A 15718-nucleotide genomic window follows, 5' to 3' on the forward strand; every position below is an offset into this window, starting at 1 on the left:
GGATCTTCCTATGAGGGTTGGAAACTGTGCAGGCGCCTGGACTCCCGCATCGGTAGCGTAAGCGTAAAAGAGCCCCCACCTGGCCTTCTGGGTGGGGGTTCTTTTTAGCTTACCCTTTCGGGACTCTCACCCCCTACAGACAGTGCCCATACCAGGCGCACCTAAAAAGGGGGCCGGCAAATCTTTGCTGGCCCCCTTTTCCTCAAATCATAGACTGTTTACCATGCCTACCAATGTTCATTCTTGCATCCTTTCAAAGTGCCAAGCATCTCTTACCATCTCTTCGATACCGCGCTTGGCCTCCCAACCAAGTTCTCTTTTGGCTTTGCTGGGATCTGCATAGCAGACAGCGATATCCCCCGGACGTCGATCCACAATTTCGTAAGGAACCGCGACACCATTTACTTCCTCAAAAGCATGGACAAGTTGCAACACAGAGGTGCCCTGTCCAGTCCCCAAGTTATAGATATGAACACCAGGAGTTAGCTTTTCCAGGGCTACCACGTGGCCCTCGGCTAGATCCATCACATGAATGTAATCTCGCACACCGGTACCATCCACAGTCGGATAGTCGTTACCAAAAACCCGTAGTTTTTCTAGTTTTCCTTTGGCAACCTTAGTGATGTAAGGCATCAGGTTATTGGGAATGCCATTGGGGTCTTCCCCAATCAAACCACTTTCATGGGCACCAACAGGATTGAAATACCGGAGCAGTGAAACGCAAAACTCGGGGTTAACTTTCGCCACATCGGTCAAAATCCGCTCACTAATGGCTTTAGTCTCCCCATAGGGGTTGGTAGTGGGTTTTAGCTCCATCGTTTCCACGAAGGGCACCTCATTCTCACCATAGACCGTGGCCGAAGAACTGAAGACAAACCTGTGGACCCCGTATTTCAAGCACATTTTGGCAAGCTTCATCGTGCTTACGGTATTGTTGTAGTAATACTCCAAAGGCTTCTCCACAGACTCACCCACCGCCTTCAAGCCAGCGAAGTGGATGACACCATCAAAGGAGTACTTGGAGAATATATCCTCCAAGACGTCTTCCTCGGTCACATCGCCTTTGATAAAGACAACCTTCTTCCCTGTAATCTTTTCAATTTTGCCGATGGTTTCTTCCTTGCTATTCACTAGGTTATCTACCACTACAACGGAGTGACCGGCCTCGAGCAAAGCAACACAGGTATGGCTACCAATATATCCGGCACCGCCGGTAACCAGTATGTTCATCACTCACATCTCCCCTAATCCGTCAATTCTCAAAAACAAGCCACCGCGCAACCATCAGCGGAATACTTGTCAAAGTAGTATATGCCCATCTTGGAAAGGTCTTTCCATCGGTATTATACCCCAAACCACGCGTAAATGTCCACGGAACCCACAGGGTCAACAAACAGTCGAAAAGCGCCCGCCTTTTACACTTCCTGTTTTGTAATAGCCCTGGTCTGGAAAGTGATGATGACCTGAGTTCCCCTTTGGGGAGTAGACTTTACCTGCAAGGTGTGCCCCAACTCCTCACAGATGCGTCTGGCCAGGTACAGCCCCATCCCGGTGGATTCCGGGACCAACCGGCCGTTTTCTCCGGTGAAAAAGGGCTCAAAGACCCGGGGCAGGTCATGGGGAGGGATACCAATCCCGTCATCCTCTACAGTCAGTTGGATCTCCTTGGGACTACCTTCTATTCGAAGCACCAGTTTGCTCCCGGTGGGACTAACCCGGGTATACTTAATTCCGTTGGTGACCAGTTGATCGATCACAAAGGAAATCCATTTGTAATCTGTCTCCACGGTGCAGTGTTCCGCGAGTACCTCCACCTTCGGATAGAGCCCATACCGAATAAACTCCTTCTTGTGCTTGTTGACGACCTCCCGGGCCACCTGGGCTAAATCCACCTGCTGGGGCCACAGATCCATGGCAAAGCGCTCCTGTCGCGCCATCCCCAGCATCATCTCCAACCCATGGGCAAGGCGATCCTTTTCCTCCTCCACCGACTCCAACAGCCCCCGCAGTTCTTCCGGGGTACTAATGGTCCGCGCCTGCTGACACAACAGGTCGATCACCGACACGGGAGTCTTCATGGCATGGGCCCACCGGTTGACAAAATCCAGATGTAAGGCACTGCGGGAATCCCGTTTAGCCACCTGCTCCCTATGGTACCCATAGAACGTCTGCAGTAGATCATACATGATCCTTTGTTCCGGGGTGCGGGGCAGGGCGAGGGCTAAGATACTATCGGCGGAGGTGAAATCGTGCTCCACCTCCACCGCCGACCGATAGAACCGGTACTGCACCAGGTAGTCGATCAGCAACACTACACCAAGCACCGTAAGGTTAAGGATCAGAAGATAGACTAACGAGTCAGGGGTTAGCCCTCGCCCGGTATGGAACAAATCCAGCTGGATGACTGCAATACATAGCCCACTGGCCAAAATGTGACCAATGATCAACGCCACTCGACTGCGCAGATAGGCAAAGATCCCCATGACTATTCCCCACCGTCCAGAGATATTTGGACAAACCAGTGTTACTGGTTAGTCTGCTCAAATCCCCCGCACCGTTACCGACTCCACAAAGGAACTCAACTTGTTTTGCATTTCCCGTAACCAGGAAGAAGCATCATTTTCCTCACTGTGGAAGCTTTCATCTAACCGATGTTCCGGCCGATACCTTTGCAACACCCAGCAAGCAGCGCCGTCCAACCACCGGCCCATGGCCAGCAATTCTGCTTCCCCCAATAGACTCCGGGGCACCGTAGTCCGAAATTCATAGGATACGTCATTGGCCCGAAGCAGGTCGATGGACCGTTGAATCTTCGATAGGTCCAGGGGCATGCGCACCACCTTGGGGTACTTCTCCTTTGGTGCTTTAACATCCATGGCCACATAGTCAACCAAACCTTTGGAGATCAAGTGTTCCAAGAGTTCCGGGTTGCTGCCATTGGTATCCACTTTCACCGAAAGTCCCAATTCCTTCACTTGGGCACACCAATCGGGCAACTCCTTGTGCAAAGTAGGCTCGCCACCGGAAAAGCAAACCCCGTCCAAAAGATGGGCCCGGGCACCAAGGCCAGCCAGTATCTCAGGCCAGGAACTGTCGAAGGCCACCACTCCCAGCACTAACTCCCGGTTGTGACAGTAGGGACAGCGGAAATTGCAGCCTGTGAGAAAGACTGTGTCACAAATATTCCCGGGGTAATCGATCAGGCTTGTTTTCTGCACTCCTCCAAAGACCAACGGCTTTCCTCTCCCTATCCCGCCACGTTATACTCCACCCGTTTGCGAAACTCCTCTTTCTTGCCTTTGTTCCAATTCTGCACCGGGCGGAAAAAGCCTACCACCCGGCTCCAGACCTCCGCCTCCCGGCCACAGTGGGGACACCGGTGATGTTCTCCCGACAGGTAGCCGTGATCCGGACAGATACTGAAGGTGGGAGTCAGGGTAAAATAGGGAATCCGGTAGTTGTGCATGACCCGCTGCAGCAGCTTGGCCGCCACGCGACCATCTTCCACCCGTTCACCGAGGAAGGCATGGAAGACCGTCCCACCGGTGTATTTAACCTGCAACGCCTCCTGAAGGTCCAAGGCCGCAAAGAGATCCTCAGTGAAATCCACCGGTAGTTGGGTGGAATTGGTGTAATAGGGTTCTTCTTCTCCCGAAGCGATGATCTCCGGATAGACCCGGCGGTCGATCCGAGCGAGACGGTAGGCGGTTCCTTCCGCGGGAGTGGCCTCCAGGTTAAACAGCTGTCCCGTGGTTTCTTGGTATTCCACCAAGACATCCCGCATATAATCCAGGATCTCGATAGCCAGGGCCTGGCCTTCGGCCGTATCGATCCCCCGGCCCATGAAATTCAAGAGGGCCTCGTGCATACCCACTAAACCGATGGTGTTGAAGTGATTATGCCAGTACTTACCAAACCGCTCCTTCACACTGTCCAGATAGTACCGGGAATAGGGATAAAGACCGATGTCCGTCAAACGCTCCAGGGCCTTGCGCTTAAGAAGTAGGCTCTCCTTGGCTAGATCCATCAAGCTTCGGATCCGGGCAAACAGATCCTCTTTATCTTGGGCCAGGTAGCCAATCCGGGGCATGTTCAACGTCACGACCCCGATAGAACCGGTTAGTGGATTGGCCCCAAAAAGCCCCCCACCCCGCTTATACAGTTCCCGGTTGTCCAAGCGCAGGCGGCAGCACATACTCCGCACATCCTCCGGGGAAAGATCCGAATTGATAAAATTGGCAAAGTAGGGGATCCCGTACTTGGCGGTCATCGCCATGATCTTTTCCACCACGGGACTGTCCCACTGGAAACCTTCATAGATGTTATAGGTAGGAATGGGGAAGCTGAAGATGCGCCCCTTCACATCACCGGCCATCATCACTTCACAAAAGGCCGTATTGAGCATATCCATCTCCCGTTGGAACTCTTTGTAAGTACGGTCCTGCAGCTTGCCACCGATGATCACCGGCTCGTCGGCCAGGGTCCTGGGCACCACCACGTCCATGGTGATGTTTACAAAGGGCGTCTGGAAACCTACCCGGGTTGGGACGTTGAGGTTGAAGACGAACTCCTGCATACACTGTTTGACTTCATCGTAATCGAGCCCATCATAGGCGATGAAGGGGGCAAGGTAGGTGTCGAAATTCGAAAACGCCTGGGCGCCGGCCGCCTCCCCCTGCATGGTATAAAAGAAGTTCACCACCTGGCCCAGGGCGGTGCGGAAATGCTTGGCAGGGCCACTTTCCACCTTCTGGGGCACACCTCCAAAACCCCGCAGCAACAGGTCAGGCAAATTCCAGCCACAACAGTAGGGAGCAAGCAGGCTCAGATCGTGAATATGCAGATCACCGTTTTTGTGGGCTTCGGCGATCTCCGGCGGATAGATCTTCTCCAGCCAATAACGGGAGGTGACCGCAGAGATCACGTGGTTATTCAATCCCTGGAGGGAGTAGTTCATATTGCTGTTTTCGTTGACCTTCCAGTTCTGATCGTTGACGTACTCATCAATCATCCGCTCCGCGTTCACCAACAGATCCCTAAACTCCCGCTTTTCCTCCTGCTGCCGGCGATAGACAATATAGGCTTTGGCGGTCTTGGCGTGGCCATTTTCGATCAGGACCTTCTCCACTACGTCCTGAATATCCTCAACGGTCGGCATTTGGGTAGTAAACTTCTGCTCCAGGATCGCCACCACTTGGTTGGAAAGCTCACAGGCCTGTCTCCGATCCTCCCCACCCACGGCCTTAGCCGCCTTGAAGATGGCATTGATAATCCGTTCCTGGTCGAAATCTACCACCCGACCGTCCCGTTTAATCACCTTGGTTAACATTTTCGTAACCTCCCCAGTTCTCTGCAACACTTGACGTTATCTATCGGGCTTGTCCGCCCACAGGGGACGCAGGCGATACCCCGCTCCCCGGACAGTCTCCACTGCACCCCGAATCCCCAGCTCCGCCAGTTTCCGCCGCAGGCGGGTCACATTGACCGTCAGGGTGTTATCATCGACGAACTCCACGTCATCCCAAAGAAGTTCCAAAAGCTCCTGTCGTGGGACCACCTGATCCAAACGCTTCAAGAGGACCTCCAAAAGCAGACACTCCTTGGGAGACAAAAAGACCTCCCGCCCTTCCCAATGGAGACTACCCCGGGATCGGTGCAAGTACAAACCATGGGCTTCGATCACCGGCAGATCCTTCTCCCTCTCCAGGGCGTATTCCCCGTAGGACCTTCTTAGGGCTGCTCTTGCCTTTGCCAGGACCACATCCAAGGAAAAGGGTTTGGTTAAGTAGTCGTCACCGCCCCGATCTAGCGCCAACACCTGGTCCATGTCACTATCCCGGGCGGAGATGAAGATCACCGGCACCTTCGAATGAACCCGAATTTGCCTACACCAATAAAACCCATCCATGTACGGCAGATTAATATCCAGCAGTACAAGATGGGGTGCAAAGCGCAGGAACTCTCCTAGGACGTCCTCGAAGTCCTGACAAAGACCAGTGGTATAGCCGTATTTCTGCAAATACCCCGCCAGGATGTTGGCAATCTTTTCGTCGTCCTCCACAATCATGATCCGATACATCCCCGAAGCGCCTCCATCCCAAAACCGGACTTTTCCCAACAAGGAAACTACATCTCAATCCCTACCCGGGCAGGGACTCCCTGCTGGTAGTAATGCTTGACCTCCTTCATCTCTGTCACCAGATCCGCCACCTCAATCAATTCCTTGGGGGCATTGCGTCCTGTGATGACCACTTCCACTCCAGGCGCTCGCTGAGCTAAAACCCTAAGAACCTCTTGGACGGACAACAGACCACAATGGACCGCCACATTGAGTTCATCCAGGACCACCATCTCGTACTGACCTTCCCGAAGGATGGCAGCACACCTTTCCAGTCCCTGTCGGGCCAGGCGGAGATCCTCTTCCTCCGGTGGACTTTTGATGAAAGCCTTGCGGCCGAACTGCTCCATCCGCAGGCCCGGCAATAACTCGGCCGCCCGATGCTCACTGCAGGGCATTCCCTTCATAAACTGTCCAAAGAAAACCCGTTTTCCGGCACAAAGGGCCCGCAGGGCCAAGCCCAAAGCTGCGGTGGTTTTCCCCTTACCCGGTCCAGTATAATTGTGGATATATCCCAAAGACGCGATGGTACCTCAACTCCTTCCGTCCAAGCCTCCAGATCCTCCCCTGACAAAAAAAGAGACACATGAGGGGTATCATGTGCCTGCCTTTGCACGCGACAATGTACCGACCGCACACTCCCCTCCGAAGTGGTGGTCTTTTGCTTCCCAGGCAGGTCTCCTGACTTGCAGTTCATCTTACTTTCCTTCCCTTCCCGGCCGCAGCCAGTGGTTTGCGAAGGATTTCATCCCTGCACACAGTAGCGGGGGCTGTAAAGGATTCTCACCTTTTTCCCTATTAAGCTACCCACGGCACCATGGGAAGCACTCAATATGTTGGTTTATGGGTAAATGTTATCAAACTTCCGGGTGGATGGCAATAGGTTGGATTCGGACCCTACCCTGGAAGACTTTTGTATGGCCCGTGGGGAATAGCTTTGCTGACCCCGAGTCAGGATAACCTTGAGGTGGTTTTCATGGCTCAGATCGTGGTAATCGGCGCAGGCACCGCCGGTGCCAGTACAGCTAAGGCGCTGAGGAAAAAACTTGACGCCACCCACCGGGTCATCGTAATCGAACGGGATGAGGTGGTCTATTTCCCCCCGACCTTCATCTGGTTAGTGGTGGGTAAACGAAAACTTCGGGAAACGGGTATTCCCACGGTTAAATTGCGGAGCAGTGGGATCGAAGTCATTATTGACACAGTAAACAGTGTGGACATCAACCAAAACATCGTAGTCTACAACGGTACCATCCTCCCCTACGATTACCTGGTGCTTGCCTTAGGGGCAGAGGTCCGCGATAACGAGGATGAGGCCCTGCGCAGTGTGGGGTACAACATGTACACCATCGACGGCGTCTTTGCCCTCAGGGAACGGGTCCGGCGTCTGAAACAAGGCCGAGTGGTGATCATGGCCACATCCATGCCCTTCAAGTGTCCCCCTGCCCTTTACGAGATGGCCCTGCTTCTGGAGGAATGGTTCTCTAGCCGACCGGACACCGCGGTGGAGATTCACCTCTACACCCCGGAAAAGACCCCCTTTGAGGCCACCGGTTGGAAACTGGGGGCGGCCCTCGAGGAGATCCTGCAGGCAAGGAAGATCCACTTGCATACGGATCAGCATTACATAAGCGTCGATCCCGAAGGCAAAACCATCTCCTTCACCAGCGGCCAGGTTCCCTTTGACCTGTTGGTTTACGTCCCCCCGCACCGACCACCGACCCTCGCCAGTATGACCGGTCTTGCCGATGAATCGGGCTGGATCCCGGTGGACCCCTTTACCCTCGAGACAAGACGTTCCAATGTCTATGCCGTCGGAGATGTGAACCGCATCACCCCCACCTCGGGCCTAGACCTGCCCAAAACCGGGGCCTATGCGACCTTCCAGGGGAAGGTAGTGGCCGATCATATTATCTCCAAGATAAAGCAACGGCCACCGGAGCGCTTCTTCGGCACCAAAAGTGGCTGCATCATCGAAACGTCGAAGACCACTTCCCTCGGAATGCTCCATGATCTGTACAAACCGACCCCCCAGTCGGTGGTCTTCCCCGAAAGCCGCGTCTGGACACCGGGCAAATGGGTGCTGGAGAAGGTCTGGTTTGGTAATCATCAATAGCTGATATGGTACAGGGGGGCTCGAAGCTGTCTTAGGGAATCGCCTTGGGGAAGGTAAGCTAAACCTGTACAGACAGGACAAAAAACCAAAGGAGGGTCACACAACCCTCCCTCGGCTTTTGAACCCATAGGCCGCTATGTACACTGCTCCCTAAGGGATTAGCTTCTGCCTTGGTAGACCAAGTATCCCCCCGCGGCAGTAAAGAGAATGCCGACCAAAACCAAGACCTTTGTACTGGTGGGAACGGCCGGTTTCAGGTCAAGGGACGAACCAAAGGGCATCCCGCGGGAAAGTTCGTTGAACATCCGGACATTGGCTGCGTTAGTGTTGTACCGCTCATAGGCAACGAAAAAAGCAATCAGGCTAACCCTAAACATACAAAGCCGATGAACTTAAGCATACTCTTGTGATCCATGGCTCACCCTCCTTTCCCCACTTCTTCACAGTTTGATTATACCACCGGTTCTTTGTGAAAAGAATCCCGAAACATGTCCCGGGCGACCAGTTGGGCGAAGGAGCCCTACTGGGTTTTGCCAAAGGAGCCCAGGATCAGTCTATGCAGCAACCGGCGGCAAATACAAAGAGTCTCGGAGGATGTTCCATTCACCCACCGAGACTCCGCGCATCCCTTTCAGAATCTTCCTGTACTTCACTTGAACAGTCCATAGGCCCTGTTTACATCTTGGACGAACATGATCCCCTTACCCGGCTCTTCAATCTGGAGCTCCTCTTTGATCGCGGCCACGATGGCATCGGTGGTCCCTACCTCTGACAGGATGAGCACAATCTCCTTCTCGGGCTCAATATCCATGGAAAAGACCTTGCTCGTCTCATGGATACCAGAGCCCCGCCCGTTGATAATCGTGCCCCCCTTGGAGCCCGCCTTAGTCGCCGCATCAATCACATCCTCGGCCTTGCCTTTGTCCACAATTGTCACGATGGCCTGATACATCGTGGAACCTTCACCTCTTTTCTCCGTGGTCCCTCCACAACCGCTGTAACTCCGCTTACCAGCAACAGAACAGATGGAGGTGGTAAATGCTATTCCATGGTTGGGTTTGTGGAAGGCGAACTCCTGATTCAATGCTTCCAGGGCCCGGGTAGCAATCACTTCATCCCCGATCATGCACACTACCTCTTTACGGACATCGGACAACCCCAGAAATTCCAGGATGCGGTTATTTACCGTGCCTTTACCCAGGGTAATGGTGCCACCCTCAATACCGCACTCCTTGGCCACCTTCACCACTTTACTGCCCAAACCATAATTCACAATCGCACAGATCAGCTCGATATCTGCGACCTTGGCGTCACCCTTCACTGGCCTCTACCCCTCTTTTCTTAGATTTGGCCTCAAACACAAGACCCAGTACCTGGATAGCGATCAACGGTGTCATCGCCACCATCGCAATGACCCCAAAGCCATCCACCAATACGTTTGCCGTCGGAACCGCTTCGGCCACGCCCTGGGCAAAGGCCAAGGTGAAAGTGGCCACCATTGGTCCCGAAGCAACGCCTCCGGAGTCAAAGGCCATACCAACGAAAAGTCCAGGGGTGATGTAGCTCATGATGATGGAGATCAGATAGCCTGCCAAGAGGAAATGCCACAGTTGCACCCCGGGGACAAGGATCCGAATCATGGATAAAGCCATCGCCAAGGCCACACCGATCCCGAGGGTAAACATGACAGAACCCCGCTTAACGTACCCACTGGTGACCTCTTCCACCTGGGCAGTCAAAACATGTACCGCCGGTTCCGCCAGGGTAATGAGAAGCCCTAGGGCAAAACCTAAGACCAACACCCACGAACGGTGATTCTCGGCCAAAAGGTAGCCCACCATGCTGCCGACATCCATAAACCCAACGTTAACACCCAGGAGAAATAGAACCAGTCCCACAAAGGTAAACAACATGCCAAACATGATCCTTCTCACCGCCTTGGAAGACAGTTTGAAGGAGATCCGTTGGAAGATCAAAAAGATACCTACGATAGGTGCCAAGGCCACGAAGGCGTCCCGAATGGTCCCCGGCAAGGCCACCAGGAAGGGCCGCAATACAGAATCGGAAGCCAGCCCCGCCTGTTCCAAAGAACCGGTGAAGCTTTCGGTTCTATAGATGGCACCCATCAGCATCACGCAAATCACAGCCCCGGTGGCGGTGACACCAATAAGACCAAAGCTGTCCTCCTCCGATGCCTTACTGTCCTTTTTCAAGCGGGAGACGCCTAGACCCAAACCAAGCAAGAAGGGAATAGTAAAGGCACCGGTAATTGCCGCCATGGAATCAAAGGACATGGCCAGAAATTCCGGACTGACGAATGATGCGATAATAAAGACCACTACATAGATCCCTGTCAGAACCCTATTCAGTGGTAGGTTCTTCACAATTCTGGCTAAACCCAAGACCAGCATTAACCCCACCCCAAGGGATACCACAATAACCAGCTGATTCTTGGGAATTATGCCCGAGGTGACGCTCTCCACCTGGCCCCCCAGCACATGGATCACCGGCTCAGCGAAGGCAATGAGAAAGCCCAGCACCAAACCAGCCACCACTAATACCCACATCTTGTTTGATCTGGCGATGTGGGAACCTATGGTGGTGCTCAAGGGAGTAACACCGATATCCACACCGATGAGAAAGATGGTAAACCCGACCAACAGAGCTATCGCACCGACGAGGAACCTGCCCAAAAGCACCGGTTCCAGTGGTGTCAGGGTAAGATGGAGGAAAAGCACAAACCCCACCACCGGCGCCACGGAAAGTAATACCTCTCTAAACTTACTGGTTACGATATTCAACTAACTATCTTCATCCTTTCTACTAAGTCATATAATCCTACATCGCGGAGACGGGCTCACCTCGCTTGTACATTGATACCCTAGACATGAAATATCTAAATGGAACTCGTGCAATATTTGATATTTAACAGGAAGGAGAAACCTCGCTACCTACATGACCTGTCGGCCCGAGGGAAACCTCCAAAGAAGTGGCGGTAGCGATTGATCATCGTTGGACCTGATCAGGAAAAACACCACTATACTAATCTTAACACACAATAGCTATTATAGCCGCCGTTATTGCCCAAGTCAAGGCTTCTTCCTGCGTTTTCCTGCCTATGACGGAGCAAGCAAGACAAAAGTCGAGGAAAAGGGAGCATAGCCGGCCTTCAAGCTGGATAATCGGTCGCTGTAGATATTTATCCCGATCTTACACCAAGAGGGGTTATGCGCTTTCGTTTCATAGGCAGCGGACAACGCTGGCAAGATAGCGTCGCTGTTCCCAAGGACAATCGATTGAGCTCCGCCCACGGATAGCCCATAGACAAGGACTTAAATGCTCCTTAACCAGGGACATGGGCAGGGTTCTCCCGACGCCTTCACAAACGGGGTAAACTAGAGTCTGAGGTATTCTCGACACGTATTTTAAGTACGGGACGTACGGCGCAGGGGGGCAATTGTCGGGCCTAATCTGGGGTAGCGATTCAGGGTCCTTCCCGGCCCAACGACCTAAAGAAAGACCATCACTGGGACGCTCTTTATCGGCTTTGGGTCCTTTTGCCCGAGGGGAACTCCCAGGTGAGCATGTATGAATCCTTAAAAGATACGGCACTTTCTGTGGACAAGTTATTGTCGTACCAAGCCCGGTTTTGGTTGATAAACTCCGATGGGGTCTGACCCACGTAGCGTTTGAACAACGTGCGAAAGTGCCGGATATCCCGCCAACCAAAATACTGGGCCACCTCTTTGATCGACAAGTTCCGCCCAATCAATAGCATGTGTTTAACCTGTTCCATCTTTGCCTCAATAATGTATGCCTGGGGGGACTTTCCAAAGTGGGACTTGAAAAGAATTGAAAAATAGGTCTGGTCCATATTCAGTTTCTCCGCCAAACGGGCCACACTAATCCCCTTGGGCAAGCTGGCCTCGATTAACTCAACCGCTTGGGAGAGAATGGATTCGTGTCTTACACTGGCAGGACTACATTCCCGGGTAATGACCACAATCATCTGGGTTAAGAAGGCCCGGGCCATATCCTGCCAAAAAGGGCTTCTTCGCTTTGCCCCTTCTTCTTCTATTCGTAACAGGTAATCCAAGATCACATCGGTACCAGTGGTGATAAAGGAGGGTAACAGCTCACAGATCTCCAACTCACTATGGGATAAGGTAAAACGCAGATCCAGCGTTTGCAGATCATAGCCATCCTCGGGCCAGATGTCATGGGTTTGGGAGGGGCTGTATATATGCACCTGCTGAGGATAGAGCATATGTAGACTTCCATTCACCAACACCTTCGCCCGTCCGCGCAGCACATAGCATAGCTGGAAGAAATCGTGGCGATGCTCCTCCCCCTTCTTCCGTTTGTACTGAATACGCCGGATACAGATGGGGTTCTGCTATTAACATGCGAACACTCCCCACCGTGGCAAGGCTAGTTGCCCACCTTATCACCACTGTAGCACTCCCCAAGGAGAACCGTCAAGGACGTCCGGACCCCTTACCGTAACCGGATGGTTTCCCCTTCGATCGCCACCGGTAGGAAATGAGCCCGTTCGTATGGTTTATTGTTTGGACTATGGAGGGAAAGCAGGAGCTCCCCCTCAAAGGTGGAAAAGACCATGCCATGTCCTCCATTTGCGTTATACAGAGGTTCGGGAACATGGAACCAGGGACCTAATACACTGCCGCTTTCCGATACCGCAACACCCAGAGCATAGCCCTCGGGGGTACAACTGGACCAAAGCATGAGGAGTGCTTTCCCTTCGGTTCTGAGCAGGAAAGGACCATCGGTGACGAAGTTCTGTTGATCCTCTTTCACCCGGGACCAAGGGGCACTGGAAGCAGAAAACAACAACTGGGGCTCTCCCGCAGCGGCCTTCAAATCCCTAGTCAAGGGCATAGCCCAGATCTCCCCATCATGGACCTGGATCCATTCCCGACAAAATACCATCCAGGGTACCTCATCGATAAATAACGTCCCGTCCAAAGCAACGAAATCCGCCGGAGTAACAGGACCATCGCTATGGGGAAGGAAAGGTCCCCAAGGATCGTCTGCCACCAATACCTGGGTGCCCCGGTTGCGTTTTAGGGAATTGAAAGTGGCAAACATGTAATACCGACCCTGGTACCTATATACCTCCGGGGCCCAAAACTGGCGATCCGCCCAGAAACCCTGTGGTGACCGAAAGACAGGAATCGGCCCGGACCACTCTTCCAAATCGGTACTTACCCATGCGTCAAACCCCCACGGGCAACCGGGGTCACCAAAACTGGTGGTACCATACATGTAGTATTTTCTTTCTTCGGGAATCGGTAAGATAAAGGGATCCCTGATCCGGATCTCGGCAAGACGCATAGAAATCTCCCCTCTTCAGCTCGGCCTTAGCCTATGTCTTTGCTAGCGACGTGTGGCCACCGGTTTTCGAACCAACTCTTAACCTGTGATTTCGCTTACATCAATAACAAACATCTGGCGACTGCCCAGGTGCATCGAATCAATGCACAGCTGCTTGCCGTCGTTACTCCAGCGGGGATGCAAATCACACCGCAACTCCTCTGTAGGAGCCTTAGGAGAAAAGAAGCGCCCGATATCGATCCTGACCCCATCGTACAAGCGATAGAGGATTAAAGGACGCTCCGAATTGGCATCGGGATATTCGTCGGTCAGGATCCAGTCCTTCCCCAGGGAGACAGTACAGTGTCCATCTCGGGTGAGGACACCCCGTCCAACTAGTGTCAACTGGTCGATTCTGTCTTCCACCAGGTAGTAACCATGTCCTTCTTCGGGGGTGTAACCCCAGATGAGAACCCGGTGATCATCGAACCAAATAAAGTGGGAACCTTGGTCTAATCGGGACACGAACAGATCTTTGCCGGAAAGATCCGCGGTACACAAGCGGGTCTGGAACCGCCCCCCGGGTTGAGCCCAACGGTGCAAGAAAATAAAGCGCTCCCCCTTAGGGTTAAACAACAGGTGATTGAACCAGTGTTTAGCACCGATCATGCTTTCCAGCGGTGCATAATTGGCCAGCTCGGCAACAGACAAAATCAACCTATGGTCACCAGTGGAGACATCCATAAGATATATGCCGTCGTCTTCCGGGGCAGGGTCTTCCTGCCAGTGATCCCGCAGTCCATTGTAGCCGTACCCGGGTCTGGTTACCGCCAGCCTGGAAAAATTCACACTCAAAGCCCACTGGGCATTGTCACTGATGGTGTATACCGGTCGGGGCAACACCCGGGTGACTCCGGAATCTACATCCAGGATCTTCGCCACGAACCGGTCTCCAACCCTGTCGTTGTACAGTATCTTGTGGGGACTACCCGGAACCCACTGCAACATACATCCCTGCTGCCAGCACCAGGCCCGGCTAGCCGCCACCAGTCTTAGGCTGTAATCATCCATGGTATCTATAATTCCGATGCCTAACACATCGTTGGCTTGGGGGGATCTGTCGGCAAAATCCACTTCGTAGGTGAGGATATACCGGTTGGTTGGGTCCCACTGCCGCTTGTCGTAGTAGCCAAAAAAGTGGTGTTTGGGGCCAGAAGTTATCTGCTTAACCGGAAGGATGTGTTCCCTGCGCACATTGTCATCTCCTCGCGATTCTGGTATTTGCTGATAGTTGTCGAGCCCCCGGTTTCCTAGGATAGGATCGAAACCGGAAGACTCGGAGTCCAGTGGTGAGGGCTGGGTTTCCCCAGCCCTCACCCGCCCGTTTACGGAACCAGTTGGACATAATCTACGTAGGCGACCAGTCGCTCCACGGCACTATACATTACACAAGGATAGATCAGCACGGCCTTGATCTGATCCAAATCCAACTGGTCATTATCGTCGGGGGCACTCCAACCGGGTCGATAAACCCCCGTAAAGCTGGCCCGGGCCACAAACCAGTCATCATCCACATACTCGATCGTCAGGGCAGACATACCGCCGGTACCCTTGCTGATGTAGGTAGCTCCGCCGCTTTCCACAAAGGCCACTTCCGGCATGGTAAACAGCATGTCCTCGGGTACGGGGTATTTAATGTAAAAGCTGAGGGCACCATAGGCGGACCAATCCTGGACCTCATCAAATGTGATGCGAATATCAGCCCAGAAGGGTGATCCTTCCGCGATCCGTTGAAGACTGATTAACATCCCCTCTCCCGCGCCCCTAAAGCCAGCCTCCTTGGTGAATTCCAAGGTCCCCTCCATCCAGCTTGGGTACTCCAGCTTCGCCTTTTCCAGGACACTGGCGGGTAACCGTTGGGCTGAGGCCACCACTGTAAGCATCATCACAATAGAGCAAACCAGTATCGTTGCTTTCATCCGGTATTTCGCACCCTTGCACGCAGAAGCCGTTGAATTTTTTTGTTAGGTTCTTGCGAGGTATATCCTCTCATCATATCCTGCCAATCTAAGCAACTTCAAAATCTCAGGAGAGGTATTCGTTGGCAAGTAGCGTTCCGTATGAGTCCCGTGGTGAAGGTAAACCACGGA

General features: G+C 53.1%; 14 protein-coding genes and 1 riboswitch. Of the genes, 1 reads left to right on the plus strand and 13 read right to left on the minus strand.

From position 1 onward, the window contains the following. Window positions 1–237: 237 nt before the first annotated feature. From galE to GXX57_05330, 6 genes are all read right to left on the minus strand, one after another. A complete protein-coding gene (gene galE, locus GXX57_05305) occupies window positions 238–1230 on the minus strand; it encodes a UDP-glucose 4-epimerase GalE (protein HHV44066.1) in 993 nt (330 codons plus the stop codon). Window positions 1231–1415: 185 nt separating this feature from the next. Continuing rightward, on the minus strand, window positions 1416–2483 hold the full coding sequence (locus tag GXX57_05310; protein HHV44067.1) for a HAMP domain-containing histidine kinase: 1068 nt from the start codon (window positions 2481–2483) through the stop codon (window positions 1416–1418). Between the two features lie 57 nt (window positions 2484–2540). Further along, window positions 2541–3218: an anaerobic ribonucleoside-triphosphate reductase activating protein gene (locus tag GXX57_05315; protein ID HHV44068.1), complete on the minus strand. Its 678-nt coding sequence runs from the start codon at window positions 3216–3218 to the stop codon at window positions 2541–2543. Window positions 3219–3247: 29 nt separating this feature from the next. Beyond that, window positions 3248–5329, minus strand: coding sequence for a ribonucleoside triphosphate reductase (locus GXX57_05320; protein ID HHV44069.1), 2082 nt, complete (start codon window positions 5327–5329; stop codon window positions 3248–3250). Between the two features lie 36 nt (window positions 5330–5365). Beyond that, window positions 5366–6079 carry a response regulator transcription factor gene (locus GXX57_05325; GenBank protein HHV44070.1) on the minus strand — a complete coding sequence of 238 codons (714 nt, stop codon included), beginning with the start codon at window positions 6077–6079 and terminating at the stop codon, window positions 5366–5368. A 47-nt stretch (window positions 6080–6126) separates the two neighbouring features. Next, window positions 6127–6645, minus strand: coding sequence for a cob(I)yrinic acid a,c-diamide adenosyltransferase (locus GXX57_05330; protein HHV44071.1), 519 nt, complete (start codon window positions 6643–6645; stop codon window positions 6127–6129). A 126-nt stretch (window positions 6646–6771) separates the two neighbouring features. Continuing rightward, window positions 6772–6953, minus strand: a riboswitch (cobalamin riboswitch). Between the two features lie 102 nt (window positions 6954–7055). Here GXX57_05330 and GXX57_05335 point away from each other — a divergent pair. After that, complete coding sequence (locus GXX57_05335; protein ID HHV44072.1) at window positions 7056–8234, plus strand: NAD(P)/FAD-dependent oxidoreductase; 1179 nt, start codon at window positions 7056–7058, stop codon at window positions 8232–8234. Window positions 8235–8392: 158 nt separating this feature from the next. Here the strand turns inward: GXX57_05335 and GXX57_05340 are convergent, their stop codons facing one another. From GXX57_05340 to GXX57_05370, 7 genes are all read right to left on the minus strand, one after another. Beyond that, on the minus strand, window positions 8393–8611 hold the full coding sequence (locus GXX57_05340) for a hypothetical protein (protein HHV44073.1): 219 nt from the start codon (window positions 8609–8611) through the stop codon (window positions 8393–8395). Between the two features lie 272 nt (window positions 8612–8883). Continuing rightward, a complete protein-coding gene (locus tag GXX57_05345; protein ID HHV44074.1) occupies window positions 8884–9555 on the minus strand; it encodes a P-II family nitrogen regulator in 672 nt (223 codons plus the stop codon). After that, window positions 9545–11035, minus strand: coding sequence for a DUF1538 domain-containing protein (locus GXX57_05350; protein HHV44075.1), 1491 nt, complete (start codon window positions 11033–11035; stop codon window positions 9545–9547). The genes GXX57_05345 and GXX57_05350 overlap by 11 nt, the downstream gene beginning before the upstream one ends. Before the next feature lie 737 nt (window positions 11036–11772). Continuing rightward, entirely contained in the window at window positions 11773–12546 is a 774-nt protein-coding gene (locus tag GXX57_05355; GenBank protein ID HHV44076.1) for a helix-turn-helix transcriptional regulator, read from the minus strand. A gap of 185 nt (window positions 12547–12731) precedes the next feature. Next, window positions 12732–13589 carry a family 43 glycosylhydrolase gene (locus GXX57_05360; protein ID HHV44077.1) on the minus strand — a complete coding sequence of 286 codons (858 nt, stop codon included), beginning with the start codon at window positions 13587–13589 and terminating at the stop codon, window positions 12732–12734. Window positions 13590–13667: 78 nt separating this feature from the next. Beyond that, window positions 13668–14822 carry a hypothetical protein gene (locus GXX57_05365; GenBank protein HHV44078.1) on the minus strand — a complete coding sequence of 385 codons (1155 nt, stop codon included), beginning with the start codon at window positions 14820–14822 and terminating at the stop codon, window positions 13668–13670. A gap of 131 nt (window positions 14823–14953) precedes the next feature. Further along, a complete protein-coding gene (locus GXX57_05370) occupies window positions 14954–15547 on the minus strand; it encodes a hypothetical protein (protein HHV44079.1) in 594 nt (197 codons plus the stop codon). Window positions 15548–15718 lie beyond the last annotated feature (171 nt).

Source organism: Bacillota bacterium (assembly GCA_012839765.1).
Taxonomy (GTDB): Bacteria; Bacillota; Limnochordia; order DUMW01; family DUMW01; genus DUMW01.